The organism is Rhodococcus erythropolis R138, assembly GCF_000696675.2.
Classification (GTDB): domain Bacteria; phylum Actinomycetota; class Actinomycetes; order Mycobacteriales; family Mycobacteriaceae; genus Rhodococcus_F; species Rhodococcus_F erythropolis.
The window spans coordinates 2,330,689-2,355,378 of sequence record NZ_CP007255.1 but is presented as its reverse complement, the minus strand read 5'-3'; the positions used below and the strand labels follow the sequence as shown (position 1 = coordinate 2,355,378).

Sequence of the window (24,690 nt, the reverse complement as noted above, 5' to 3'; positions counted from 1 at the left end):
GCTAAAGGCTGCGGTGTAAATACGCGGCTGCTCGAACATCACAGTGCGGAGGAAGCCCGGTGCCCACCTACTCATACGCATGTACGGAATGTGACAACCGTTTCGACATCGTCCAGTCCTTCAGCGAAGATTCGCTGACGGTCTGCCCAGCTTGCTCAGGCAAGCTCCGCAAGCTGTTCAACTCTGTTGGCATCGTGTTCAAGGGCAGCGGCTTCTACCGCACCGACAGCCGCGGCGGCTCCGGGACTGCGAGCGAGCCCGCCAAGAGTGATTCGGCACCCGCTGCGAAGTCCGAGTCCAAGTCGGACTCCTCTTCGACATCGAGTTCGTCGACCAGCACGCCGGCGCCCGCGAAGGCTGCCGCAAGCTGATTTCCACAACCTCCGGGTTGTCCACAGTTTCACATCGTTAGGGCCGGAAGCACCGCTTCCGGCCCTAACGTGCATGAATGCCGTCAGCACGTTCTCGCTCGCCGAGGCGCTCCGATCCACTGCGCGCCCAGCTCGATCTCAGCCCGAGCACCTTCGATCGCGTCGTCGAACTGACACGCGGCACACGATTCCGCACGGCGACAGTCCGCAAGATCGCAGCCGTTGCCCTGGCCGCACTCGGCGTCGTTCTCTTCTTCCGAGGCGATCCCGCGACCGATACGGTCGCCGTAGTTGTCTCGAGTCGCGATCTCACTCCCGGACAGGTGATCGCGGATTCGGATGTCGAGATCCGAGAGATCGACTCGAAACAACTTCCCGAAGGAGTTGTCTCCGATACCGACCTGGTGGTCGGGAGAACCGTTGCCGGCCCGATTCGCTCCGGAGAAACCGTCACCGACGTGCGCGTTCTCAGCCCACGGCTGGCCGGGTTGTCCGTAGGAACCGACGACGCCCGTATCGTCCCCGTCCGATTGGCCGATGCAGCCGTCGCGGACATGTTGCGCAGCGGGGATGTCGTCGACGTCCTGACCGTCGGCCCTGACACATCCCGCACTGACACATCCCACCCCGACACACCCAACGAATCAATCGCCGACAAGGCCCCGCAGATTCTTGCGGCGGGAGCAGTAGTCGCGCTGGTCACCACGTCGGAAAGTACACGTAACCAGCAGGAACAGGTGATTCTGCTGGCTCTGCCGACACCGGCAGCCAACGTCGTTGCCGCGGCATCCCTGTCCAATGCGATCACCGTGACATTCCGCTGACCGCACAAAGCGTCCGAAGCTCCTCTAGGATTTTTCCAGTCGGTTCGGTATCAACGGACCATCTGGCACTTGCCATCGGAGACTCGAGGGGACACCGACATGCTCAAGGGATTCAAGGATTTCCTGCTTCGCGGAAACGTGCTCGACCTGGCCGTCGCAGTGGTCATCGGCGCAGCCTTCACCGCCATCGTCACGGCATTCACCAGCAACATCATCAACCCACTCGTCGCTTCGATCGGCGGCGGCAACGAATACGGGTGGGGCATTCAGCTGACGGGTGACACCGCTGAGACGTTCTTGAACTTCGGCGCCGTGGTCACCGCGATCATCAACTTCATCATCATCGCGGCGGTCGTCTACTTCGTGCTGATCGTTCCCGCGAATGCGGCAAAGAAGAAGTTCGTCTCCGAGCCTGAGGACAAGGAAGCCAGCGAAACCGATCTGCTCATCCAGATCCGCGACATCCTCTCCGCCAATGCCGGTGGCGCCGACACAGGAGCTCACGCCAAGACGCTCGAATAGGCAGCGCTCACAGAACAAATCAGGCCCTCGGACATTTGTCCGAGGGCCTGATTTACTTCTCAACCGCCGTGGTGCGGGGGCCGCTGACTGCGCAGCCAGTCGTCGTCCGAGGATCGCGAGGAACCTTCAGGACCCCGCTCGTCCGACGTCGTCTCGGGAAAGACGTCCCCGAAGATGTGCGCCAGGCGCTTCTTGTCGACTGGCGGCTTCTTCGGGGTATCTGGTTGCTCCGACAAGCTGACTCAGCCCTCGAGGCTGGACAGCTCGGCGATGACGTGACTCGCCAAAGCCGTCAGGGTTGCCATGCCGTCGCGAATTGCCGGCCTGGTCGACGCCAGATTGGCGACCACGGTGCTTCCCGAAACCCCGACGAGGCCGCGGGACAATCCTGCTTCGAGCGATCCGGCCGACAGACCGGAAGCGCGAAGTGCTTCGGCAATTCCCGGGATCTCGCGATCGAGAACCTCTGCGGTCACGTCGGGAGTCACATCACGCGGGGATACCCCGGTACCGCCGACCGAGATCACGAGGTCGACGCCACCGATGACTGCGGTGTTGAGAGCGTTGCGGATCTCCACTTCGTCGGCGGCGACGGCGACCGTCGCATCGACGAGAAAACCCGCTTCGTTCAGCAGTTCCGTAACCAGTGGACCGATGGAGTCGGTGTTGTCGCCGTGGGCTGTGCGATCGTCGACGATGACGACCAGAGCGCGGCCGGCCGATGTGGCTTCGAGTTCCATGACTCCTACCGTAGTGTCCGATCCCGACGCCGTTGCGATCTGGCCGAAGATCGGGTCGATCGTCTGCTGATCGCCGGACATCATCGGCCGCCCTGCGCTGCCGCGGTTCCCAACGTGACGTCGACGGTCTTGGTCTGCCCGCCGTCGCTGTACGTGATCGAGACCTTGTCGCCGGGAGCATGTGAACGCACTGCCGCGATCAGCGAATCACCATCTGCGACAACACGATCGTCGACCTTGGTGATGACTGCACCCTTCGGGATACCGGCCTTGGCGGCCGGCCCGTCAGCAGTGACATCCATGACGGTTGCGCCGTCGGCGTTGTCCTGCGACGGTACGGTCACGCCGATCATGGCTTGAGTCGCCTTGCCGGTCTTGATCAGTTCGTCGGCGACGCGGCGTGCCTGATCGATCGGGATGGCGAAACCGAGGCCGATGGAACCGCCCTGGGTACCCGACGACGCTCCGAGCGAGGCGATCGCCGTGTTGATGCCGATCAGCTGGCCGTCCATGTTGACGAGGGCGCCGCCGGAGTTGCCGGGGTTGATCGCCGCGTCGGTCTGCAGAGCGTCGATGACGGTGTTCTGGTTGCCGGACTCGCCGCTCGTGGACACCGGGCGATCGAGTGCGGAGATGATGCCTTCGGTGACCGTGCCGGCAAGGCCGAGCGGGGACCCGACGGCCACAACCTGCTGTCCGACCTGGACGTCGCCGGAGTTCCCGAGATCGATGGGGGTGAGGTCGTTGCGGCCGTCGACCTTGATGACGGCGATGTCGGAGACGGGATCGGCACCGACAAGGGTGGCCGAGGCCTTGGTTCCGTCGGAGAACGCGACGCGAAGTTGCGCTCCCTGAGCACCGGCAACGTGGTTGTTGGTCAGGATCAGACCGTCGGAGGACAGGATGACACCGGAACCCTCACCGCCCTGTCCCTGCGCGGTGGCCACCTCGATCTGCACGACGCTCGGCACCACCTTCGAGGCAACGGCCTGAACCGAGCCGGCGGGAGCGTTGGACGTGTTGGTCGCAGTGGGCTTCGGAGCGTTCAGAGAGTTGGTGACCGTCGCGGTTCCACCGTTGCGGTCCGCGACGACGGCACCGACCACGCCACCGACACCACCACTGACCAGGACCAGGGCGAGAGCGCCGGCAACCAGCGCCATGCGTCCCGACTTCGGCTTTGTGGTGGTCGAACCGGAGTTCGGCCCCTGTAGCGGTGCGGGGATCTGGTTGTGGCCGCCCGGACCGTTCGGGCCGCCGGGGCCACCAGGGTTGGGTGCGCCGTACGGGGCGCTCTGCTGGTACGCGGCCTCATGGGCACCGTGCGGGTGGCCGAAAGCCTGCGTGGGCTGCTGCTGCGCCTGCCCGAAGGCTTCGGTGGGCCGGCCTTCGGTGGGTCGGCCTTCAGTGGGTCGGGCAAAGGATTCGGTCGGCTGGTACGGCTGCTGAGGCGCCTGCCCCTGAGGCTGCTGCGGCGGCACGGGAGGCTGTGCTTGAGGTGCTGTCGGCTGCGCCTGGGTGGTGGGCTCGCTGTTGGGCTGCTCGGGCCGGGTCGGCCCGACGTTACGGTCCTCGGTCATCGGCTCGCTTTCGTCTACGGTGACCACCGGACGGGCAGTCACAACTGTTCTGCCGACAATGCTGCCTTGCGCTGCTGAGAAGGCGCTGAGACGTGCCTGTCACTTTACCCAGAGTTCGACGTGAAAATCCGGTGTTGTCGGCTCGGCCCGAAAGACTCTCGGGCCGAACGCATTAACTCGTGACGTCAGTCACCGAAGCACGGGACCAACGGGTCTACAGAACACGCTACTCGGCGCTCGGCCCTGGTTCGCCGGGAAGCACGATACGAACAAGCGCTCCCCCACGATCGGATTCGTCGATCGCGATGGTGCCGCCGTGCTTGACGACTACCTGACGCACAATCGCAAGTCCCAGACCCGATCCCGGCATCGAACGTGCCGCGGTCGACCGGTAGAAACGATCGAACACCAACTCCCGATCCTCCTCCGGAATGCCAGGTCCCGCATCACTTACGGTCAATTCCAACAATCCTTGGCCGACCGGACGCATTTCGACGCGTACCTGTTCGCCCTTCGGACTCCATTTCGCAGCGTTGTCGAGGACGTTCAGCACCGCACGCGACAGGCCCGCTTGATCTCCGTAGACGTACCACGGAGTGGTGACCGCTTCGAACTCGATTTCGTTGCGCCTGCGCCGCGCTCGTTCGAGCGCACGCTCGACGACGTCGCTGACGTCTACGCGCTCGTACACGGTTTCGGGCGCGTCTTCGCGGGCCAGATCGACAAGGTCACCTACCAGAGTCGACAGTTCCTCGATCTGCGCGACGACGTCGGCACGAAGTTCCGCCATGTCCTCGTCGGGAATCTGCGGCGCACCGGGGCGACTGGACGCGATCAGCAATTCCATGTTGGTACGCAACGAAGTCAACGGTGTGCGCAACTCGTGTCCGGCGTCCGCGACGAGGCGCGACTGACGCTCACGGGACTCGGCGAGCGCCCGCAGCATCGTGTTGAAACTCTCTGTCAGGCGCGCTAATTCGTCGCTGCCGGTAACGGGGATCTGCGTCAGATCGTCAGTCCGGGCGACTCGTTCGGTGGCGGCAGTCAGCCTGGCGATGGGCCGTAAACCGGTGCGGCCCACGGTAGTACCCGCCACCGCAGCAAGTATGACGCCACACCCGCCGACCACGAAGAGAACCCAGGCCAGCCGATCCAGTACCGCAACGGTCGGCGCGAGCCGCTGACCGATCACCAAAGTGCTTCCGTCATGCGTCCGTTGAGCAAGCACTCGCTGACCGTCGACGGTTCGCAGCGAAGAATCCGATTCGCCACGCGCTACGGCATCTTCGGCTTCACCGATCGGCACGTCGGAACCGGGCGGCTGGTACGTGCTCAGGTCCGAGAAGATCAGGGCCACACTGATGTCGGTGGTGTACAGCGTCGCACCGGAGATGTAGCGAGGATCGAATCGCACGACATTGCTGTCGATGAGCACCGCCGCCCTGGTACGCAACTGGTGATCGACGTCCGCGTAGAGCGCACGCGAAACCACCGCGTACGCCGCAATCGCCATGACTGCGACGGCAATGGCCACCACCGACGCAGCGAGGAGCGTCACACGCCAACGCAATGACACCGAACGGGTCAGTGGCATCGGCGGGCGCATTTCGACGGACGCTTGGGTGGTGGAGGATTTCTTCGGTTCGGCGTTCTTGCCGAACGGAGCGGTGATCACGGAGGCGTCTCCCGCAGGACGTAGCCGACTCCGCGGACAGTGTGGATCAACCTCGGTTCGCCGTCGGCTTCCGTCTTGCGACGCAGGTAGCCGACGTATACCTCGAGCGCATTGCCGGACGTCGGGAAGTCGTACCCCCACACCTCTTCGAGAATGCGTCCACGGGTCAGCACGCGACGCGGGTTGGCCATGAGCATTTCGAGGAGGGAGAACTCGGTGCGGGTCAGGCTGATCGATCGCTCTCCGCGCTTGACCTCACGGGTGACCGGGTCGAGGGTGAGGTCCTCGAACGCCATCATTTCGGAATCGGCGTCCAGATCGGGCGCGGTGCGGCGAAGTAGTGCACGCAACCTGGCAAGCAACTCTTCCAAAGCGAAGGGCTTGGGCAGGTAGTCGTCCGCTCCGGCATCGAGGCCGGCGACTCGCTCGCTGACCGAATCGCGGGCGGTGAGCACGAGGATGGGTAGGTCGTCGCCGGCACTGCGAAGACGACGGCACACTTCGAGTCCGTCGAGTCGCGGCATCATGACGTCGAGCACGACGGCGTCCGGCCGGTTGGCGAGGATCTTCTCGAGTGCGTCGAGCCCGTCGACCGCGAGCTCGACCGTGTAGCCGTTGAAGCTGAGCGACCGCCGAAGCGACTCGCGAACCGCCCGGTCGTCGTCGACCACCAAAATACGCATACCGACAGTTTGGACTGAAGTGCTGAGATGCGGCTGAGAGGGTCCGATTCCGGCCTCCGGCGTGTCGCGGTCAGTCCCGGGTTCGCCTGGGCCCGGGCAGGCTCCAATGACGCCATAACGCAAGCAGTCTGAACACCGCGGCGAACGCCGTGCCGCACACCAGCGCGGCGTTGGTGGACAGTCCGGCTTGCGAGACTGTGACCACCAACGCAGCGCCGAGCAGTGCGGGAACCGCGTACAGGTCTTTGTGCAGGAGCAGCGGTACCTCGTTGACGAGGACGTCGCGGATCACTCCGCCGCCGATCGCCGCGGTCGCACCGATCAACGTCGCCGCCAGCGAACTGGCGTTGTTGTCCAGCGCGATGACGGCGCCGGTACTCGCGAACAAGCCCATCCCCAGTGCGTCGAGCGCCAGGATTTCACGACGCAGTCGATTGAGCGGCTCGTGGAGGTAGAACACGGCGAGTGAGGTGGCGGCGGCGGTTCCGAAGTACGGCCAACTGCTCAGAGAGCTGGGCGGATGGACGCCGAGGAGAACGTCGCGGACGATACCGCCGCCGATGCCGGTGAACACACCCACCGAGCACACCCCGAAGATGTCGAGTCGCTTGGTGACGCCCACCAGGGCACCCGAGGCCGCGAACGCCACGATGCCCACCAGTTCGAGGATCCTCAGCAGCACCGGCCAAGGATCGCACGGTCAGATGCGGCTCGGGTCGATCACCCCGAGCCGAACTGCTTTGACCAGTCGCCGAGGCACCCGGTGGGTCTGGCCGAAGGCCGTGACCTCGACCAGATCGGGCGCCGTCGCCTTCCACTGGGCACGACGGCTGCGCGTGTTGGAACGCGACATCTTGCGCTTGGGAACGGCCATCAGAGTGCCTTGCGCTTTCCGTAGCGCCGCTCGAACTTCTCGACGCGTCCGGCGGTGTCCATCACACGTTGCGCTCCGGTCCAGAACGGGTGAGAGTCGCTCGTGACGTCGACGACCAGCAGCGGGTACGTGCCACCGTCTTCCCATTCGACGGTGCGGTCACTCGTCACGGTCGATCGGGTCAGGAAGCTCTTGCCGGTGCTGGCGTCCTGGAAGACCACCGGGTGGTAGTCGGGGTGCATCTGCTTCTTCATTCGTTTCCCTCTCGCGTTGATTCGGTTTCGGCATAAGGTGATTCGGATTCGTCGCACGGGTCTTCGTGGAACTCTCCGAACGGGTCTTCCCAGGTGGTCCACGACGCTTCGTCGGCCAACTCCTCGTCGGTGACCAGGGCGTGCTGCAGTGTTCGGTCGATCTCGAGCGGATTCGCACCGCACGTCAGAACGACCATCGAGGTGTCACGGTCGCCGAAACGCTCGTCCCATTTCAGGGCCGCGAGCGCACGGCGCTCGGCTGGAACGCGCTCACGTTGCTGCGGCGTCATCGCGGCCAGCCAGGTGTCCGCGCTTGCAACTCGCAGGCCACCGCCCGCCGATTCGAGCCAGAGCGCTTCGCCCGGTTGAGTCGCCACCCAGACGCGCCCGCGGGAATAGACGACACCTTCGAGCAGGACGTCGATCGCCTCGTGCAGACGCTCGGGATGGAACGGCCGGTTCGCAGTGAACTCGACGAGCATCACTCCGCCGTCGTCGTCGAGCGGCGGCTGACGACGCAACAGCGGTGAGTGAGCGTCGGCCAGCTCACCGCGTCGCGCATCCGCAGGCACCTCGAGGAGCAGTGCCTCGATGTCGTCTCCCTCATCGAAGACGGGTACCCGCGGAGCAATGCGCGCGAGAACCGCGTTCAAGCGGGACCGCTGCCAGCCGTCGAGTCCATCGGACCCGCGCAGTACGAGAGCGTCGGCGAAGTCGACCTGCCCGACGACGACCTGAGCCAGGGTGCGGTCGTCGTCGAGGGCTTCGTCGCCGGTGGCGTCGGCAAGCCAGGTCTGGGCGTCGATGCACGTCACGACGGCGTCGACGCGGCAGTCACGCTGCGCCGGTCCGTCCAATTGGCCGACGACGCCGGTCACGACGACATGCTCGATCGCCCAGCACAGCGCTTCGGGTTCGAGTTGGCGGTCAAGCAGCAAGACGATCCGCTGAACCGAACTGTGCGAGTGAAGGCGACGCAGCAGCGGTAGCAAGTCTTCGCGCAGGGTGCAGGAGACGCAGCCGTGCGCGAGCTCGAGGATCGTCTCGCGTTCGGACACCGTGCCGGCAGACCCGGTGCCCCCGGTCATCGAGGTGACCGTCCGCCGGACCACCCCTTCACGGACGTGGCTCAGGTCGTGGTGAACCAGAACAGTTCCGGTTCGCAGCAACGCTCGTGCGGTGTGTGGAGTGGATTCGCTCATGCCGGCGACCAGGACCAGCGGAGTCCTGCCGTCCAGGATCGTGTTCACAGCGGGCCTTTCTGGGAATGATTGTCATTACCGAGGTTGAACGCTACATTGATCTCACCGCATTGTCGAAAACGATTGTCATCTGCAAGTTGAAAGGAACACCCATGTCGGCTCACTGCCAAGTGACCGGACGTGTGCCGGGGTTCGGAAAATCCGTCTCGCACTCCCACAAGCGTTCGAATCGTCGCTGGAACCCGAACATCCAGCGCAAGACATACGTATTGCCCAGCGAGGGTCGTCGAATCACGCTCACCCTCTCGACCAAGGGCATCAAGACGATCGACCGCGACGGCATCGAATCCGTCGTCGCCCGGATCCGCGCACGCGGCGAGAAGGTCTGAGCAGATGGCACGCAACGAGATCCGCCCGATCGTGAAACTCAAGTCCACGGCGGGCACCGGGTACACGTACGTGACCCGCAAGAACCGTCGCAACGACCCCGATCGCCTCGTACTGAAGAAGTACGACCCCGTGGTGCGCAAGCACGTCGATTTCCGAGAAGAGAAGTAGGCATGGCCAAGAAGTCCAAGATCGCCAAGAACAACCAGCGACGGGTCATCGTCGAGCGATACGCGGAGCAACGATCGGCGCTCAAGGAGACAATCCGCTCCCCGAAAAGCTCACCCGAGGAGCGCGCGAAGGCCCAAGCGACCCTGCAACGTCTACCACGCGACGCCAGTCCGGTACGATTGCGCAATCGAGACGCTGCGGATGGACGTCCGCGCGGCCACCTGCGGAAGTTCGGGCTCTCCCGGATTCGCGTGCGAGAAATGGCGCACCGTGGGGAACTGCCTGGCGTACACAAGTCGAGCTGGTAAGGAAGTCGGATGGCAGTCAAGCGTTCACCGTCGAAGAAGCCACGCCCCGTAGAGGGTCGTAAGCCCAAGAAGAACCCGTTGTTCGCAGCGAAGATCACGCATGTCGATTACAAGGACATCAACTTGCTTCGCACGTTCATCTCGGACCGCGGCAAGATCCGCAGCCGTCGCGTCACGGGCCTGACCCCGCAGCAGCAGCGTCAGGTCGCCGTTGCAGTGAAGAACGCACGCGAAATGGCGTTGCTTCCCTTCACCGCCGCACGGTAGTCATACGTGCTCGGTAGTCACACGTAGAAGTACCGAAGAGGTCGCGCAGTCAATCGGCTGCGCGGCCTTTTTGTTGCCCGGACTAAGATTTCCCGAGGTCGTTCATTCCAGTCGAGAGGTGCCCGCAGCGTGTCGGGAGTTGTTGCGGGTTTCACCGTAATTTTTGTCGTCATCGCGGTCGGGTATCTGCTCGGCCGTCTCGGTACCCTCGGTAGCCAAGGACAGTTCGTTCTCGGTCGACTCGTCTTCTTCGTCGCGACGCCTGCCCTGCTGTTCACCACCCTCGCGTCGTCCGATCTGTCGGTGATCTTCTCGCCGACGCTCGCGGTCGCGTCGGCTACTGCCTTTGCCGTCGGCGCTCTGTACGTCGTCGTTGCAAAGATCTGGCTCGATCGGCCGCTGCCCGAACTGACTATCGGCGCACTGTCGGCGTCGTATGTGAATTCGGCCAACCTCGGAATCCCGATCGCGGTGTTCGTGCTCGGCGATGCCACGTTCGTCGCGCCGCTCCTGCTCTTCCAGATCGTCGTGTACTCCCCGATCGCCTTGACGATCCTCGATCTCACGGCATTGCGGGGCGAAGCCGAAAAACTGTCACTGATCGACACTGTCACCGCTCCGTTCAAGAATCCGATCGTGCTCGCGGGCGCTGCGGGGTTGATCGTGGCGTTGATCGGTTGGGTACCGCCGAGACCCTTGATGCAGCCTTTCGAATTGATCGGCGCCACGTCGGTCCCCGGCGCACTGTTGGCATTCGGACTCTCGTTGTACGGCGTACGAGTGCTCGAGAAGGGCTCCAGTCCGCGCCGGGACGTCGCGCTTGCGTCGACCCTCAAGATCGTCGTCCAACCAGTGCTGGCTTACCTGATGGCGCACTTCCTCCTCGGCATCGACGGCCATCAGTTGTTCGCCATCGTGGTCGTCTCGACGTTGCCGACGGCACAGAACGTCTTCATCTACGCAAGCCGATATCGGCGCGGAATGGTCCTCGCCCGAGACAGCGCCTTTGTCACCACTTTGGCGTCGATACCGGCGATTGCGCTGGTCACGGCGCTACTCGCTTGAGCAGGGTTACGGTGGATTCATGCGTGTACTAACCCTCGCCGTTCTGGCCTGCCTTGCTGTGGCCGGATGCTCCGTCGGGGCCCAGACAACGGGGCCGGTTGCTGCTCCGAATCCGATGGCGGCCAACGAAGCAAGTCCCGCCGACTGGTCGCTCGGAACCCCCGTTCCCGACGAGGTCGACGACAGCGAGATGGGCACGGAGTTCGACAGCCGCACCGACATCGTGGGTGCGACGGCCACCATGTTCGAATCGTGGTCCGAGGTCGACGATCACACGGTGGCAGTCCACTTCGTGACCGGTACTCCGGAGTGCTACGGCGCGTACGCAACCGTCGAAGAGACTGATACGACGGTGATCGTCACGCTCCGAACCGGAGCATTGCCGGAGGCCGCGGACAAGATGTGCATCTTGGTTGCCGTGTTCGGCAGCCTGGACGTTCCGCTGAGCCGACCGCTCGGCGATCGTCACGTCATCAACGGCTAGCCGCGCCTAAACGGCACAAGATCACCGATCGAACACTCCGTTTCGTCAGGTGTGGTGTGCGTCTCGTCGGGACAGACTGAAAACCGACACCCGTGCACTCGCTCGTCGGCAGCTTTCGACTCGAGCGGTGCTCAACATGAAGGAGCTCGCAAGTGCCTACTCTCCAGAGAGACGTTGCAATCGTCGGCGCCGGCCCCTCTGGCCTGGCAGCTGCAACCGCGCTGCGCAAGGCCGGTTTGACCGTCGCTGTGATCGAAGCGCGCGACCGCGTCGGCGGCCGCACGTGGACCGACACCATCGACGGAGCAGTTCTGGAAATCGGCGGCCAGTGGGTCTCCCCCGACCAGACCGCGCTGATCTCCTTGCTCGACGAACTCGGCCTGAAAACTTTCGAGCGCTACCGCGAGGGCGAGTCCGTCTACATCTCGTCGGCAGGTGAGCGGACGCAGTACACGGGTGATTCCTTCCCCACGAACGACACCACGAAGAAGGAGATGGACCGTCTCATCGACGAGATGGACGATCTCGCAGCACAGATCGGCGCCGAGGAACCGTGGGCACATCCCCTCGCCCGCGATCTCGACACAGTCTCTTTCAAGCAGTGGCTGATCAATCAGTCCGACGACGCCGAGGCACGTGACAACATCGGCCTCTTCATCGCCGGTGGCATGCTCACCAAGCCCGCCCACTCGTTCTCTGCCCTGCAGGCCGTACTCATGGCCGCTTCGGCAGGCTCGTTCTCCCACCTCGTCGACGAGGACTTCATCCTCGACAAGCGAGTGATCGGCGGAATGCAGCAGGTATCGATCCGCATGGCGGAGGCCCTCGGTGACGACGTCTTCCTCAACGCACCCGTGCGAACGGTGAAGTGGAACGAATCCGGTGCAACGGTGTTGGCGGACGGCGATGTTCGCGTCGAGGCAAGCCGAGTGATCCTGGCCGTACCGCCCAACCTCTACTCCCGGATCTCGTACGATCCCCCGCTGCCGCGTCGTCAGCACCAGATGCACCAGCACCAGTCCCTCGGCCTCGTCATCAAGGTGCACGCGGTGTACGAGACGCCTTTCTGGCGCGAAGACGGCCTCTCCGGCACCGGCTTCGGCGCGTCCGAGGTAGTACAGGAGGTGTACGACAACACCAACCACGAGGACGATCGCGGCACACTGGTCGCTTTCGTCTCCGACGAGAAGGCCGACGCGATGTTCGAGCTTTCCGTCGAGGAGCGTAAGGCCACGATTCTGGCCTCACTTGCCCGCTACCTGGGCCCGAAGGCCGAAGAACCTGTTGTGTACTACGAATCCGACTGGGGCTCGGAGGAATGGACCCGCGGTGCGTACGCGGCCAGCTTCGACCTCGGTGGCCTGCACCGATACGGCGCGGATTCCCGCACACCCGTCGGCCCGATCCACTTCTCGTGCTCCGACATCGCAGCCGAGGGGTACCAGCACGTCGACGGTGCTGTTCGGATGGGGCAGCGAACCGCCGCCGACATCATCGCCCGCAGCAAGGCCTGACGGCCACTTTGCCAAGTCTCGATCATTGCCCGGCAGTCACGACTGCCGGGCAATGATCGAGAGCAGCAGTTCCGCACGAACTCTCGCTACCTCGAGTCGACAGTCGATCAAGCTCTCCACCTTCGCCATTCGGCTTCGCAGCGTGTGCCGGTGGACGCCCATCGTGATGGCTGCCGCTTCCCAGTGCCCGTTGGCCTCGAGAAATGCCCGCAATGACGCCAGCAGTTCGGTGCCGTTGTCACGGTCGTAGTCCTCGATCGGTGTGATCATCGTTTCCGCCAGAGTGTTGAGCACTTCACGCGTCGAATCGAAAGACAGCAGCACACTTCCGGTCAGCGCCGCGAATTCCAAAGGCTCGCCACCGATTTCCGCCGCAGACGCACACAGCTGCGACTGTTCGACGGCGACGGCCAGCGCTGCGACCACCCGTCGCGCACTCAGGCCCACACGAAGTGAGCGAAGATCGGACCTCGATACCCCGCCCAGTAGCTCCCGGGCGAACTGGACGTCGTCGGTTCCACGCAGCAGCACTGTGACGCGAGTGTCGTTGATCCGCGAGAACAACTGCCGCCCTGCCTTGTTCATGAACTCGGCAATCTCGACTCCGACGCGTCCCGCTACGTCGGACGTGTCGGCAAGAACTGTCAACCCTCGGATCATTCCCTCGCCGTCGGCGGCCTGCCGGATCTGTTGCCACGCCGGTGCCGGGTCGCGGTCTTCGGTGAGCAGCAGCCCGAGGGCGTGCGAATTCAACTGATCCTGAGTGGCGCGCAAGCGCGCAGGTTTCTCGAAGTCCAACGCCAGCAACGAGTTCGCGTGACCGAGCAGTATCTGATCGACGTAGCTGAGCGCCGAAGCACTGATCACCGCCAGGTATCCGTACGGCGTTCGCCCGACGCTGATCTGCTGCACCGCGATCGACGCTCCAGACCTTGCAAGCGTCACGCTGCTGGATGCGCCGCCCCCGAGAGTTGCTCGCAGTTCGTCGATCACGTCGTCCGTCGGCAGTTGAGGTGAGCTCTCGAGAACTCGTCCGGCGACGTCGAGAAGAAGCACCGTCGCCGAGGTTGCGATCGCCAGTTCACGCACGGTTGCGGCAGTTCCGCCGGAAATGACGGCACGCGTCATCCGCGGTTGCGCCCGCGACGCCCGGAGGACAGCTTCATATTCCTGCTCTGCCAACCGGCTCATAACGCGCTTGACGACGGCAGCAAACGGCGTCGGCAGCGGCACCTCGATCAGCGGGAGTCCGATCTCGTCGGCGACGGCCACCAGATCGGCCGGGACCTCGGGGTACGACAGCCCGGTTCCGAATCCCACCGCCGCTACACCCGCCGCATCGAGCATCCGGAGATAGCGGCCGCGCTTCTGCTGAGTGGACGGCAATCGGATGCCGGTGGTGAGGATGAATTCGCCGCCGGTCAACCATCGAAACGGGTCGAGCAGCTCCGTGGCGTGCGCAAATGTGATTTCGCGACCGACACCCCGCGCCCCACCTTTGAGTTCCAGCGCGAGATCCGGCTGCGCCAACATCCACCGCACAGCGATCGTCATGGGCAGGACTGTACAACTCGGCGCGTCGGGGATCAAAGATTTCACCTTTTTGGCAGCTGCCTTTACTTGTGAGTCAGCGCACACTTGCTCACACACGCCCCACAAAGTGCGAGTTCCGTGCTGATCACCTCGGCCGGAACTCGTTCGACCTCGAGAGGAACCGGTACCGATGTCGATCGTCGTACTCGAGAACTACATCAACGGTGAATTCGTCGCCTCGGCCGCGACGGAAACACTCGACCTGATCAACCCCGTGGACGAGAGTGTGGTCGGGCGTACGCCGGTCTCCACCAAGGAAGACGTCGACGCCGCCGTCGAAGCAGCACAGCGCGCATTCGAGACCTGGGGTAAGACGACACCAAGCGTGCGGCAGGCCGCACTCCTCAAACTCGCCGACGCCATCGAAGCGCACAGCGACGAAATCGTCGCAGCCGAAAGCGCCAACACCGGCCAGGCCCACCAGATGATCGCCGACGAAGAGGTCAAGGTCGGAGCCGATCAGATGCGGTTCTTCGCCGGAGCCGCACGACTTCTCGAGGGCAAGGCGGCCGGAGAGTACATGGAGGGTTTCACCTCCTACGTCCGTCGTGAGCCGATCGGCGTCGTCGGCCAGGTCACTCCCTGGAACTACCCGTTCATGATGGCGCTGTGGAAGATCGGGCCCGCCCTCGCGGCCGGCAACACGATCGTCCTCAAGCCCAGCGACACCACACCGGGCAGCACGCTGGTCCTGGCGAAGCTCTCGAAGGGCATCCTGCCGGACGGCGTGTTCAACGTCGTGCTCGGCAACGGCGGAACCGGCGCGACGTTGGTGGAGAACCCGGCCCTCGGTCTCGTCTCGATCACCGGTTCGGTGCGGGCGGGCATCGCTGTCGCCGTGTCCGCAGCGCAGCAACTCAAGCGCGCGCACCTCGAACTGGGCGGCAAAGCGCCGGCGATCGTCTTCGGCGACGTCGACATCGAGAAGACCGCCACCGGTATCGCCGAGGCAGCGTTCTTCAACGGTGGCCAGGATTGCACCGCGGCCACTCGCGTGATCGTTCACGAGTCCATCCACGATCAGCTCGTCGAAGCCCTCGTCCGGAACGCCGAGAAGCTGCGCCCCGGCGCGCCTTCCGATCCTGATGCTTTCTACGGCCCGCTCAACAACATCAACCACTTCAACGCCGTGAGCGACAAGATCGCGAACCTGCCGGCGTCGGCCAAGATCGTTACCGGCGGAAAGCGTTCGGGCGAAACCGGATTCTTCTTCGAGCCGACCGTCATCACCGGCGTCGCGCAATCGGACGACATCGTGCAGGAAGAGACTTTCGGTCCCATCCTCACCGTCCAGAGCTTCTCCGACGAGAAGGAGGCGATCACGCTTGCCAACGACGTTCGGTTCGGCCTGGCCTCGAGCATCTGGACCAAGGATCACGGTGTCACGCAACGCGTCTCCGCCGCTCTCGACTTCGGTGCGGTGTGGATCAACTGCCACATCCCGCTCGTTGCCGAGATGCCGCACGGCGGCTTCAAGTACTCCGGCTACGGCAAAGATCTCTCGGCCTACGGAGTCGAGGACTACACCCGTCTCAAGCACGTCATGAGCTCGCACGACTGAGTTGCCGCCCCTCTTGCTGTGCGCCTTTATTAACCCCCCGCGGTTAATAAAGGCGCACAGCAGATTCCTCCAATCCGGAAAAGAGCCACCATGCGCCTTATCGTCGGATACCTCGCCACACCCAGCGGTAAAGACGGGCTGGTCCTCGGGGCCCAGCTCGCGCGCAGTCTCGGCGCGCAACTCGACATCTGCATGGTCCTCCCACCGGATCGGTCACTGCCGGCCAAGGTTCCCTCGGAAGCCGGCTACGACGACATTCTCGCCGCACGTGCACACGACTGGCTCGCCGAGGCGAAAGCATCGGTGCCCGAGGACATCCAGGTGGAAGTACACCTGAGCTTCCACGAGTCGTTTGCTCAGGGCCTGCTCGACGAGGTTGACCGACTGAGCGCGCTGGCGATCGTGGTGGGAGCTTCCGGCGACGGTCTGCTCGGCCGTCACGCGATAGGTTCGGTCTCGACCGAACTGCTGCACTCCGCCCACGTCCCGGTAGCACTGGCGCCTCGGGGAACGCGGCATTCGGCGGCTACCGCAATACGAGAGGTCACCTGCGCGCTCGGTACCCGCGTCGGCGCCGACGTCGTCTTGAACACCGCCGTACGTACCAGCGAACTGATGCAGGTTCCGCTGCGACTGGTCTCGCTCGTGGCACTCGACCCCCAGAACGATCTGCGCGATCACCGCGACACCGCCGAGTCGGCCAGGGAACGTGCACGAAACCACGCTCGGGACACGCTTGACATCGCAAGAGCGGCGCTCCCCGCCGAGTTCCCCATCGAGGTCATCATCGCCGACGGTTCAACAGTGGAATCCGCAGTGCGTCAACTGGACTGGCAAGACGGCGACCTCGTGATGGTCGGTTCCAGCCGTCTCGCGCAGCCCCGCAAACTTTTCCTGGGCTCCACCGCCGCCAAGATGCTGCGCGTGCTGCCCGTTCCCATGGTCGTAGTGCCCAAGCACGAATTCACCCAGCCGGAGGCACTGTCATGACCAGCACCGAACTGAGTTCCAAAGGACTCGCTACCGGCAAGATCGGCATGATCTCCGGCGCCGTACTCGGAATCTCCTCCGTGGCACCGGGTTACACCCTGACTGCCAGCATCGGATTGATCGTCGCCGCGGTCGGCCTCAAGATGCCCGCCATCTTCATCGCCGGCTTCATCCCGATGTTCCTCACCGCGTACGCGTACCGCGAATTGAACTCCGACACACCTGACTGCGGCGCGTCATTCACGTGGTCCACCAAGGCATTCGGGCCGTACGTCGGTTGGATGTGCGGCTGGGGCATGGTCATCGCCACCATCATCGTGCTCTCGAACCTTGCTGCCATTGCCGTCGACTTCTTCTATCTGTTCATCGCGCGAGTGGTCGACAATCCGTCGATCGCCGATCTGCCGGGCAACAAATTTGTCAATGTCGGCACCACACTCGTCTTCATCGCCCTGGCCACCTGGATAGCGAGTAGAGGAATCACTACCAGCGAGCGGGTACAGTTCGCGCTCGTCGGCTTCCAGATGGTGCTGCTGGTCGTCTTCGCCGTCGTTGCACTGGTTCACGTTGGCGCCGGCGATGCCCCGGCCGGATTGTCCTTCGACCTGAGTTGGTTCAACCCGTTCAGCGGACTCGCCATCGGTGCGTTTGTCATCGGACTCACCGGATCGATCTTCGCGTTCTGGGGCTGGGATACCTGTCTCACGCTGGGCGAGGAGTCGAAGAACCCCAAGAAGACCCCGGGCCGCGCCGGTTTGCTCTGTGTCGCAACCATTCTCCTGACCTACCTGCTGGTCGCCGTTGCCGCGATGATGTACGCCGGCGTCGGCGAGGAAGGCCTCGGTCTCGGCAATCCCGACAACTCCGAGAACGTCTTCGGCGCTCTGGCCGACCCGGTCCTGGGCAACTGGGGCGGAATGCTCCTCTTCCTCGCAGTCTTCGTCTCTTCCGTTGCGAGCCTGCAGACCACGTTCCTGCCCGCCGCACGAACCATGCTCGCCATGGGCGCATACGGAGCTTTCCCCAAGAAGCTCGCCGAGGTCTCGCCTCGATTCCTGGTGCCGTCGTACGCCACTGTCGTGGCCGGCGCGGTGACGGCAGTGTTCTACAGCGCCGTCACGTTCCTCTCCGAAAGTGCGCTGCTCGACACGATCGCCGCACTCGGCATCATGATCTGCTGGTACTACGGCATCACGGCATTCGCGTGCGTGTGGTACTTCCGCAAGACGCTCTTCGAAAGCGTACGAAACTTCGTCTTCCGGCTCGCGTTCCCACTCATCGGTGGTCTCATGCTGCTTGCGGTGTTCGTCATTTCGGTCCAGGAGAGTATGAATCCGGACAACGCCAGCGGAGCATCCATCGGCGGAATCGGCCTGGTCTTCTTCCTCGGCTTCGGAATTCTCATCCTCGGCGCGGTACTGATGATGGTCATGCGAGTGCGCAATCCCGAGTTCTTCGAGGGCAAGACCCTCAACCGCGACACGGAGGCTCTGCGCGACGAGAACGACCTCAGCGTGTCCTAGGAGACAGTAGGTTCGGGGGCCTGCGCGATCAGGCCCGCCATCAATACGCGCAAGCCGAATTCGAAGGCGGCGTCGGCACGTTCGGGATTTTTCCCGGATGTTGCCAACGCCGCCTTCATCGCGTCGTTAGCCTCGGGCCCCGACGCCCACTGGACATCCGGCGCCGCCAGATCCAACGCCGAACCGAGAACAAAACTGTCGACGGTTGTGATTGCGTGCAGCGTTTGAGCCGGGTCGAAGCCACCATCGGCGAATGCCTGCGCCAACGCGTTGTACAGGGTGAACGCCACACCGGCCTGCACCGTCTGGGCGGTGAAGAGCGGAATCAGGCGAGGATGTGCTGCGTAGCTTCGCCGGTACTCGGCTGCCAGCGCAGAGACGGTCTCGCTCCAGGATCCCGAGGCCGACTCCACGTCGATTCCCGCCATCAGCTGAGCCCTCATCAGTTCGACGATCTCGGCCCGTCCGGAAACGTGGTTGTAGAGCGACGACGGTCGCACCTTCAGTCGTGCGGCGAGTCCCGGCATGGTGAAGTCGCCGGATTCGTCCACCGACTCGATCGCTGCCTCGGTGATGATCGCCGGTGAGAGCAGTCGTTGCGATGGCCGCGGCATATGTCCTCCTGTAGTGATCCACACCGTTCGGGGCGCCGCAAAAAACAATTCCTCGAAAGTCCTTGATCAATCAGCGCTCACCCACCATACTTAACGAATCACATTCGTTTTACGTTGAACGTCGAATACCCGAGCACCGAGGAAACCCCATGCTGACGATCACCGCCCTCACCCCACCCGAGTCTCTGGCCGCGACTACGCCGTCCACGTCCACACCTCTGCGTGTAGGTCTCGTGCAACATCGCTGGCACGAGGACCAAGACGACCTCTACACCGAATTGAGCGAGGGCATTGCGTCCGCAGCGAAGCTGGGCGCTTCCGTGGTCTTTCTTCCGGAGCTGACGCTCAGCCGCTACCCCGCCTCCACCCCGGCCGGCGACAATCCCGGACGCGAAGCGGAAGACCTGCTCACCGGACCCACTCTCGCCTTCGCCGCCAAAGCCGCCGCCGCGAACCAGGTCCTCGTCCACGCATCGCTGTACGAGCGCAGTGAGGCCGAGGACGGACTGGGATTCAACACCGCGATCCTCGTCTCGCCCGAAGGTGAGCTTCTCGCCAGAACCCGCAAGCTCCACATTCCGGTGACGGCCGGATACTACGAGGACACGTACTTCCGCGGCGGTCCGGCGCAGGACGCATACCCCGTCCACGAGGCACTCGGCGCGAAGTTCGGCCTCCCGACATGCTGGGACGAGTGGTTCCCGGAGGTCGCACGTGCATACTCCCTCGCCGGCGCCCAGGTTCTGGTGTACCCGACGGCGATCGGCTCCGAGCCCGATCACCCGAACTTCGACACCCAACCGCTGTGGCAGCAGGTGATCGTCGGAAACGGTATCGCAAACGGCACCTTCATGGTTGTTCCCAATCGCCACGGCAGTGAAGGTCTCATCACCTTCTACGGTTCTTCCTTCATCTCGGATCCGTACGGACGCATCCTCGTTCAGGCTCCCCGCGACGAATCAGCAGTGCTGGTCGCCGATCTCGATCTTCGGCAACGTGAAGACTGGCTTGCACTGTTCCCGTTCCTGGCCACTCGCCGACCCGACACCTACTCGGCTCTGACCGCACCGGTGAACACTGTGGGAGCCAACCGATGACCTGGCGAATGCCCGCGGAAAGTGAACCGCACGAACGCACCTGGATGGCGTACCCCAGCGCCGGGTACTCCCTCGGCGACACCGCCGAGGAACAGCACGAAGCGCGCTCGACGTGGGCGGCCGTCGCCCACGCCGTCGCAGAATTCGAGCCGGTCACCGTCGTCGTCGATCCCGCCGAAGTCGAAGAAGCACGAAAGTATCTGTCCGAGAAGGTCGACATCGTCGAGGCGCCTCTCAACGACGCGTGGATGCGCGACATCGGGCCGACGTTCGTCCTGTCCGACGAAGGCCGTCTCGGCGGAGTCGACTGGGTGTTCAACGGCTGGGGCGCACAGGGGTGGGCGCAGTGGGACAAGGACTCGAAGATCGGCGCATTTGTCGTCGAACAATCCGGTGCCCAGTTGATCGACTCACCAATCGTCAACGAGGGCGGCGGTATTCAGGTCGACGGTCTCGGCACCGTCTTGGTCACCGAAACCGTCCAACTCGATCCGGGACGAAACCCCGACCTGACGAAGGCCGACATCGAGGCCGAACTCGCCCGCACCATCGGCGCCAAGCACGTGATCTGGCTTCCCCGCGGGTTGACTCGCGATCAGGAGATGTACGGAACGCGCGGACACGTCGACATCGTCGCTGCCATCTCTTCCCCCGGAGTGGTACTCGTCCATGACCAACGCAATCCGGTGCACCCCGACTACGCCGTCAGCAAGACGATCATCGAGTTGTTCGAAAGCTCGACGGACGTCGGCGGCCGGCCGTGGAAGGTCATTCGGGTGCCTGCACCCGAAATCCTGCGCGACGACGAGGGATTCGTCGACTACAGCTACATCAACCATCTCGTGGTCAATCGTGGAGTGATCGCCTGCAGCTTCGACGATCCGGCCGACGCCGAAGCGGCCCGGATCCTGTCAGCCGCTTACCCCGGACGGTCTGTCGTCACCGTCGACGCCAGACCGTTGTTCGAACGTGGCGGCGGCATCCACTGCATCACCCAGCACCAGCCCGCTGAACAAGACTGACGGCGGCAGAATTAACGGCGACCTCGCATGTAGTCACTCACGACGGCTGCGCCGAGGCCGTCCAGGTCCGGCGCGATGACGCGTCCACCCACCCGGTGCGCCATCCGGTCGACCACCCTGGCCAGACCTGGATCCTCACCGAGGCGGAAGAACGTGACCTTGGCGCCCAGCCTGGCCACGGCGTCGAGTGCTCGAACCGTCAAACCGAGGGTTCGAGCACTCGGCGGGTAGTCGAACCTGGCTTCTCCGTCCGCTTCGAGATGAGCCGTCGGCTCACCGTCGGTGACGATCAATACCACCGGCTGCGCATTGGAATGGCGTCGAAGGTGTCTGGTCGCCAACAACAGTGCGTGGTGCAGGTTGGTTCCCTGGTCCCACGCGCCGTCCAAACCGGCGAGCTCCGACGGGCTCAGTACGTGCGCGTGGCGTCCGAAGGCGATCAACTGCAGCTCGTCGCTGCGAAACCGCGTGCTCACCAGATGATTGAGTGCCAGGGCGGTGCGCTTCATCGGCACCCAGCGATCCTCCATCACCATGGAGAACGACGTGTCCACCAACAGAGCCACCGCAGCCTGACTACGCTGTTCGGTTTCGGCCACCTCGACATCGACGACGCTCAGCCGCACCGGCATTCGGCCCGGGTCACGTAGGACGGCGTTGGTGATGGTTCTCGTGACGTCCCACGGTTCGGTGTCCCCGAACTCCCATTCGCGGGAAGCTCCGGTCGGTTCGCCCATCGCACCTGCCCGACGCGTATCGCGTTGACCGGTTCGCGACGACAGTTGCCCGGCGACGTCACGCAGAGCGGTCTGTCCGAGCTGTCGCATGGCTTTGGGCGACAAGCGCCATTGACCGTCTGGTGCGCGATCGAAGAAACCCTGTTCCTGCAAAGCCTTTTCGAGATCGGCCAGGGTGCGAGCATCAGCGGCCGCTTCGTCGCCGAGTTGCCGCGCGAGTAGCTCGGGGTCGATGTCGTCGAGCGCTGCGCCTGCATACTGCTGCGACAGTTGATCTGCCAGCGATTCCAGCTCGGCGATATCCTGCAGGGCACCGGTCCCCTCACCCAACCCCATTCCGTTGTCGCCGCGGAACTGTTGCGAACCTTCCCAGTCCTCACCCGGCCGAGCCGCCTGAAGGAACTGGTCGAGTTGACTCAGCTCACTCATCAGACTCGGATCACCGAACGCCTGCTGCGCCAACGCATCCAACTCGTCACGCTGCTCCTGCGAGAGCGAGTTACGCAATCGTTGTGCGGCCGCCGCGCGCTGCGCCAACGAATCCAGAAGTTCGTCGACGTTGCGCGGGTTGTCCGGGAAATACTGCCCGTGCTTGTCCATGAACTCCGCAAACTGCTCCGGAGTGTCGACGCCCCGAGAGTGCGCATCGAGCAGTTGATTCAGATCTGCCAGCATCTGGCGAATCTGCTCACGATCCTCGTCGGTAGCGTCCTCGAGTGCCTGCTTCATTCCCGAGAAGCGTTGATCGAGGACCTCACGTCCGAGCAGATCACGAATCTTCTCGTAATCCGCGCGAGCCTGTTCGCTGCGCCAGTTGTAGTCGGCCAGATCTTGCACGGCCTGAGCTGTGGACGGTGGCAACTCCTCGATCCGCATTTCGTTGAATCGTGCGTCGTCGTCGAGAGCACGTGCCAGTTCTTTGCGCTCTTCGAGCACCGCCTTGTCGAGAAGCTTACGAACCTCGTCGAGCGTTCCGTCGAGATTGTTGCGGCGTAGCAGCTCACGTCGACGCCGGTTCGCCTGGGCAGCAAGGTCGTCGAGCCCGCGCATGTCTCGGTTTCCGCGGCGCAGGAGTTCCCGGAGGGCATGGCGCGGCGACGTGCCTGACAACACGTCGTCGCCGATTGCTGCCAAGGCATCGCGCAGATCTACCGGAGGCGCCAGCGGATCGGGACCACCGTCGTACGGCCCGTACCGCGGATTGTGGATCATCACTGCCCCTTACGAATACACCGAGCGGCCGCCCGGGCCTTGATCTTTGGAGATCCGGCGCGCGAGGTAAAGCCCTTCGAGGGCAAGTTCGGCACCGGCGGCACGCTCGCCGTCGGATTGCGCGCCGAGGCGTTCGGCTACTTCGTCCAGGACCTCGAGGTCCGGAAGCTCGTCGAGAAACGCCTTGGCCGTGACAGATTCACCGGTGACGATCGTATTGCCCGTCTCCACAGCAGCAACCAACATCCCGAGGTCGATTCCGCCGAGTCGTACCCGAACCGTATCGGCGGTCGCGCGACGCAGCAGGTGCTCGAGCACCTCCAGTTCCCGTCCCTCTTCACCGGATTCGAATTCGACCTTGCCGCGAAGAACCTCGACCACGGACTCGAGATCGACGGGCCGTGCAACAGGATCGGCCTCGCCGAGCACCGCCGCGCGTCGTACCGCCGCTGCACTGACGGTTTCCGCGCCGGCGACGGCAAATCGTGCCGACACACCCGATCGCTGATCCACCGAGGTGGATTCGCGTAGCAAGCGCGTGAACCTGGCAAGAATTTCGAGAAGGTAGTCAGGCACCTCCGCGGCCAGGTGCGCCTCCTGCTCGATCACCGCGATCTCACCCGCCAACTCGACGGGGTAGTGAGTGCGAATTTCGGCGCCGAAGCGGTCCTTGAGCGGTGTGATGATGCGCCCGCGGTTGGTGTAGTCCTCAGGGTTCGCGCTCGCGACCAGAAGGACGTCCAACGGAAGCCGAAGCGTGTACCCGCGGACCTGGATGTCCCGCTCTTCCATCACGTTGAGCAAGGAGACCTGGATGCGCTCGGCGAGGTCGGGAAGCTCGTTGATGGCCACGATTCCGCGATGCGCGCGGGGCACGAGACCGAAGTGAATGGTCTCCGGATCGCCGAGGCTCCTACCTTCGGCCACCTTGACCGGGTCGACGTCTCCGATCAGGTCGGCGACCGAGGTGTCCGGCGTTGCCAGTTTCTCGGAGTACCGCTCGCTGCGATGTCGCCAGGCGATCGGGAGGTCGTCACCCAGTTCCTTGGCTCGACGTATCGAAGCCGGTGTGATCGGCTCGTACGGGTGCTCCCCCAGTTCGGAGCCTTCGATGACGGGGGTCCACTCGTCGAGCAGGAGCCCGAGAGTGCGAAGCAACCTCGTCTTTCCTTGACCGCGTTCGCCGAGCAGAACCACGTCGTGGCCGGCGATCAGCGCCCGCTCGAGTTGCGGGGCGACCGTGTCCTCGAACCCGACTATCCCGGGCCAGGGGTCACGGCCGTCCCGCAACGCGGCGAGAAGGTTCTCTCGAAGTTCTTCCTTGACACTTCGCTGTACGTGTCCGGAGGCGCGTAGCTCTCCGAGGGTTTTTGCGACAGTCACCACTCCACGCTACGAGTGTTTGCGGGGTTTCGCCTCT

At 63.8% G+C, this 24,690-nt stretch carries 28 protein-coding genes; 15 read left to right on the top strand and 13 right to left on the bottom strand.

The features are described 5' to 3' along the window. The first annotated feature begins 59 nt into the window (after positions 1-59). The 3 genes from H351_RS11120 to mscL all read left to right on the top strand — a co-directional run bounded on the left by H351_RS11120 (position 60) and on the right by mscL (position 1,717). Complete coding sequence (locus tag H351_RS11120) at positions 60-371, top strand: FmdB family zinc ribbon protein (RefSeq protein ID WP_003946378.1); 312 nt, start codon at positions 60-62, stop codon at positions 369-371. A 77-nt stretch (positions 372-448) separates the two neighbouring features. Further along, entirely contained in the window at positions 449-1,195 is a 747-nt protein-coding gene (locus H351_RS11115; RefSeq protein ID WP_051636491.1) for an SAF domain-containing protein, read from the top strand. A 99-nt stretch (positions 1,196-1,294) separates the two neighbouring features. Beyond that, complete coding sequence (mscL, locus tag H351_RS11110) at positions 1,295-1,717, top strand: large conductance mechanosensitive channel protein MscL (RefSeq protein WP_029255923.1); 423 nt, start codon at positions 1,295-1,297, stop codon at positions 1,715-1,717. Between the two features lie 59 nt (positions 1,718-1,776). Here the strand turns inward: mscL and H351_RS32260 are convergent, their stop codons facing one another. The 9 genes from H351_RS32260 to mrf all read right to left on the bottom strand — a co-directional run bounded on the left by H351_RS32260 (position 1,777) and on the right by mrf (position 8,773). Then, a complete protein-coding gene (locus H351_RS32260) occupies positions 1,777-1,953 on the bottom strand; it encodes a hypothetical protein (RefSeq protein ID WP_020908628.1) in 177 nt (58 codons plus the stop codon). A 6-nt stretch (positions 1,954-1,959) separates the two neighbouring features. Continuing rightward, positions 1,960-2,457, bottom strand: a complete 498-nt coding sequence (locus H351_RS11105) for a MogA/MoaB family molybdenum cofactor biosynthesis protein (RefSeq protein WP_176720912.1) — start codon at positions 2,455-2,457, stop codon at positions 1,960-1,962. A gap of 80 nt (positions 2,458-2,537) precedes the next feature. Next, positions 2,538-4,037, bottom strand: coding sequence for a S1C family serine protease (locus tag H351_RS11100; protein ID WP_244891476.1), 1,500 nt, complete (start codon positions 4,035-4,037; stop codon positions 2,538-2,540). Between the two features lie 226 nt (positions 4,038-4,263). Next, positions 4,264-5,643 carry a HAMP domain-containing sensor histidine kinase gene (locus H351_RS11095; RefSeq protein WP_020908630.1) on the bottom strand — a complete coding sequence of 460 codons (1,380 nt, stop codon included), beginning with the start codon at positions 5,641-5,643 and terminating at the stop codon, positions 4,264-4,266. Positions 5,644-5,708: 65 nt separating this feature from the next. Further along, positions 5,709-6,395 (bottom strand): response regulator transcription factor, encoded by a 687-nt coding sequence (locus tag H351_RS11090; protein WP_003946387.1) that lies wholly within the window; start codon positions 6,393-6,395, stop codon positions 5,709-5,711. Between the two features lie 70 nt (positions 6,396-6,465). Next, positions 6,466-7,077 carry a trimeric intracellular cation channel family protein gene (locus tag H351_RS11085; RefSeq protein WP_003946409.1) on the bottom strand — a complete coding sequence of 204 codons (612 nt, stop codon included), beginning with the start codon at positions 7,075-7,077 and terminating at the stop codon, positions 6,466-6,468. Positions 7,078-7,095: 18 nt separating this feature from the next. Beyond that, on the bottom strand, positions 7,096-7,269 hold the full coding sequence (gene rpmF, locus H351_RS11080; protein WP_007727540.1) for a 50S ribosomal protein L32: 174 nt from the start codon (positions 7,267-7,269) through the stop codon (positions 7,096-7,098). After that, positions 7,269-7,523 carry a type B 50S ribosomal protein L31 gene (locus H351_RS11075; protein ID WP_019744731.1) on the bottom strand — a complete coding sequence of 85 codons (255 nt, stop codon included), beginning with the start codon at positions 7,521-7,523 and terminating at the stop codon, positions 7,269-7,271. The genes rpmF and H351_RS11075 overlap by 1 nt, the downstream gene beginning before the upstream one ends. After that, positions 7,520-8,773: a ribosome hibernation factor-recruiting GTPase MRF gene (mrf, locus tag H351_RS11070; protein WP_029255925.1), complete on the bottom strand. Its 1,254-nt coding sequence runs from the start codon at positions 8,771-8,773 to the stop codon at positions 7,520-7,522. Before mrf ends, H351_RS11075 begins: the two co-directional genes overlap by 4 nt. Positions 8,774-8,877: 104 nt before the next feature. Between mrf and rpmB the strand changes: the two genes are divergently transcribed. The 7 genes from rpmB (at position 8,878) to H351_RS11035 (ending at position 12,921) form a co-directional block, all read left to right on the top strand. Then, positions 8,878-9,114, top strand: a complete 237-nt coding sequence (gene rpmB / locus H351_RS11065) for a 50S ribosomal protein L28 (protein ID WP_020908631.1) — start codon at positions 8,878-8,880, stop codon at positions 9,112-9,114. Between the two features lie 4 nt (positions 9,115-9,118). After that, positions 9,119-9,283: a 50S ribosomal protein L33 gene (gene rpmG / locus H351_RS11060; protein WP_019744734.1), complete on the top strand. Its 165-nt coding sequence runs from the start codon at positions 9,119-9,121 to the stop codon at positions 9,281-9,283. 2 nt (positions 9,284-9,285) lie between these two features. Next, positions 9,286-9,591, top strand: a complete 306-nt coding sequence (rpsN, locus tag H351_RS11055; RefSeq protein WP_020908632.1) for a 30S ribosomal protein S14 — start codon at positions 9,286-9,288, stop codon at positions 9,589-9,591. A 9-nt stretch (positions 9,592-9,600) separates the two neighbouring features. Next, a complete protein-coding gene (gene rpsR / locus H351_RS11050; protein WP_003946414.1) occupies positions 9,601-9,858 on the top strand; it encodes a 30S ribosomal protein S18 in 258 nt (85 codons plus the stop codon). A gap of 129 nt (positions 9,859-9,987) precedes the next feature. Then, a complete protein-coding gene (locus tag H351_RS11045; protein ID WP_029255926.1) occupies positions 9,988-10,923 on the top strand; it encodes an AEC family transporter in 936 nt (311 codons plus the stop codon). A 19-nt stretch (positions 10,924-10,942) separates the two neighbouring features. After that, entirely contained in the window at positions 10,943-11,407 is a 465-nt protein-coding gene (locus H351_RS11040) for a hypothetical protein (RefSeq protein WP_007727550.1), read from the top strand. 152 nt (positions 11,408-11,559) lie between these two features. Beyond that, positions 11,560-12,921: a flavin monoamine oxidase family protein gene (locus H351_RS11035; protein WP_007727552.1), complete on the top strand. Its 1,362-nt coding sequence runs from the start codon at positions 11,560-11,562 to the stop codon at positions 12,919-12,921. Positions 12,922-12,957: 36 nt separating this feature from the next. Here the strand turns inward: H351_RS11035 and H351_RS11030 are convergent, their stop codons facing one another. Further along, the gene (locus H351_RS11030) at positions 12,958-14,475 is read right to left on the bottom strand and encodes a PucR family transcriptional regulator (protein ID WP_029255927.1); all 1,518 of its coding nucleotides are present in this window, start codon (positions 14,473-14,475) and stop codon (positions 12,958-12,960) included. Positions 14,476-14,644: 169 nt separating this feature from the next. On the opposite strand from H351_RS11030, the gene H351_RS11025 reads away from it, so the two are divergent. The 3 genes from H351_RS11025 to H351_RS11015 all read left to right on the top strand — a co-directional run bounded on the left by H351_RS11025 (position 14,645) and on the right by H351_RS11015 (position 18,588). Then, positions 14,645-16,075: a gamma-aminobutyraldehyde dehydrogenase gene (locus H351_RS11025; protein ID WP_003946421.1), complete on the top strand. Its 1,431-nt coding sequence runs from the start codon at positions 14,645-14,647 to the stop codon at positions 16,073-16,075. A gap of 90 nt (positions 16,076-16,165) precedes the next feature. After that, entirely contained in the window at positions 16,166-17,065 is a 900-nt protein-coding gene (locus tag H351_RS11020) for a universal stress protein (RefSeq protein ID WP_029255928.1), read from the top strand. Continuing rightward, the gene (locus tag H351_RS11015; RefSeq protein ID WP_029255929.1) at positions 17,062-18,588 is read left to right on the top strand and encodes an APC family permease; all 1,527 of its coding nucleotides are present in this window, start codon (positions 17,062-17,064) and stop codon (positions 18,586-18,588) included. Before H351_RS11020 ends, H351_RS11015 begins: the two co-directional genes overlap by 4 nt. Here the strand turns inward: H351_RS11015 and H351_RS11010 are convergent. Continuing rightward, entirely contained in the window at positions 18,585-19,202 is a 618-nt protein-coding gene (locus H351_RS11010; RefSeq protein ID WP_019744741.1) for a TetR/AcrR family transcriptional regulator C-terminal domain-containing protein, read from the bottom strand. The genes H351_RS11015 and H351_RS11010 overlap by 4 nt on opposite strands. A 149-nt stretch (positions 19,203-19,351) precedes the next feature. Between H351_RS11010 and H351_RS11005 the strand changes: the two genes are divergently transcribed. Together H351_RS11005 and H351_RS11000 are read left to right on the top strand one after the other, a co-directional pair. Beyond that, positions 19,352-20,299 (top strand): nitrilase-related carbon-nitrogen hydrolase, encoded by a 948-nt coding sequence (locus tag H351_RS11005; protein ID WP_029255930.1) that lies wholly within the window; start codon positions 19,352-19,354, stop codon positions 20,297-20,299. After that, a complete protein-coding gene (locus H351_RS11000; protein ID WP_029255931.1) occupies positions 20,296-21,321 on the top strand; it encodes an agmatine deiminase family protein in 1,026 nt (341 codons plus the stop codon). Before H351_RS11005 ends, H351_RS11000 begins: the two co-directional genes overlap by 4 nt. A gap of 11 nt (positions 21,322-21,332) precedes the next feature. On the opposite strand, the gene H351_RS10995 is transcribed toward H351_RS11000, so the two are convergent. Beyond that, entirely contained in the window at positions 21,333-23,270 is a 1,938-nt protein-coding gene (locus tag H351_RS10995; RefSeq protein WP_029255932.1) for a vWA domain-containing protein, read from the bottom strand. 9 nt (positions 23,271-23,279) lie between these two features. Further along, positions 23,280-24,656, bottom strand: coding sequence for an ATP-binding protein (locus H351_RS10990; RefSeq protein WP_020908640.1), 1,377 nt, complete (start codon positions 24,654-24,656; stop codon positions 23,280-23,282). Between the last annotated feature and the right edge of the window lie 34 nt (positions 24,657-24,690).

Bases quoted from the DNA above. Each gene is read 5' to 3' on its own strand.
- H351_RS11020 (WP_029255928.1), top strand. From the start codon at position 16,166: ATGCGCCTTATCGTCGGATACCTCGCCACACCCAGCGGTAAAGACGGG.
- H351_RS11040 (WP_007727550.1), top strand. From the start codon at position 10,943: ATGCGTGTACTAACCCTCGCCGTTCTGGCCTGCCTTGCTGTGGCCGGA.
- H351_RS11115 (WP_051636491.1), top strand. From the start codon at position 449: ATGCCGTCAGCACGTTCTCGCTCGCCGAGGCGCTCCGATCCACTGCGC.
- H351_RS11075 (WP_019744731.1), bottom strand. From the start codon at position 7,523: ATGAAGAAGCAGATGCACCCCGACTACCACCCGGTGGTCTTCCAGGAC.
- rpmB (WP_020908631.1), top strand. From the start codon at position 8,878: ATGTCGGCTCACTGCCAAGTGACCGGACGTGTGCCGGGGTTCGGAAAA.
- rpsN (WP_020908632.1), top strand. From the start codon at position 9,286: ATGGCCAAGAAGTCCAAGATCGCCAAGAACAACCAGCGACGGGTCATC.
- mscL (WP_029255923.1), top strand. From the start codon at position 1,295: ATGCTCAAGGGATTCAAGGATTTCCTGCTTCGCGGAAACGTGCTCGAC.
- H351_RS11095 (WP_020908630.1), bottom strand. From the start codon at position 5,643: ATGCGCCCGCCGATGCCACTGACCCGTTCGGTGTCATTGCGTTGGCGT.
- H351_RS11105 (WP_176720912.1), bottom strand. From the start codon at position 2,457: ATGGAACTCGAAGCCACATCGGCCGGCCGCGCTCTGGTCGTCATCGTC.
- H351_RS11015 (WP_029255929.1), top strand. From the start codon at position 17,062: ATGACCAGCACCGAACTGAGTTCCAAAGGACTCGCTACCGGCAAGATC.
- H351_RS11010 (WP_019744741.1), bottom strand. From the start codon at position 19,202: ATGCCGCGGCCATCGCAACGACTGCTCTCACCGGCGATCATCACCGAG.
- H351_RS11005 (WP_029255930.1), top strand. From the start codon at position 19,352: ATGCTGACGATCACCGCCCTCACCCCACCCGAGTCTCTGGCCGCGACT.
- H351_RS11090 (WP_003946387.1), bottom strand. From the start codon at position 6,395: ATGCGTATTTTGGTGGTCGACGACGACCGGGCGGTTCGCGAGTCGCTT.
- H351_RS11030 (WP_029255927.1), bottom strand. From the start codon at position 14,475: ATGACGATCGCTGTGCGGTGGATGTTGGCGCAGCCGGATCTCGCGCTG.
- H351_RS11000 (WP_029255931.1), top strand. From the start codon at position 20,296: ATGACCTGGCGAATGCCCGCGGAAAGTGAACCGCACGAACGCACCTGG.
- H351_RS11100 (WP_244891476.1), bottom strand. From the start codon at position 4,037: ATGACCGAGGACCGTAACGTCGGGCCGACCCGGCCCGAGCAGCCCAAC.
- H351_RS10995 (WP_029255932.1), bottom strand. From the start codon at position 23,270: ATGATCCACAATCCGCGGTACGGGCCGTACGACGGTGGTCCCGATCCG.
- rpmF (WP_007727540.1), bottom strand. From the start codon at position 7,269: ATGGCCGTTCCCAAGCGCAAGATGTCGCGTTCCAACACGCGCAGCCGT.
- rpmG (WP_019744734.1), top strand. From the start codon at position 9,119: ATGGCACGCAACGAGATCCGCCCGATCGTGAAACTCAAGTCCACGGCG.
- rpsR (WP_003946414.1), top strand. From the start codon at position 9,601: ATGGCAGTCAAGCGTTCACCGTCGAAGAAGCCACGCCCCGTAGAGGGT.
- H351_RS11025 (WP_003946421.1), top strand. From the start codon at position 14,645: ATGTCGATCGTCGTACTCGAGAACTACATCAACGGTGAATTCGTCGCC.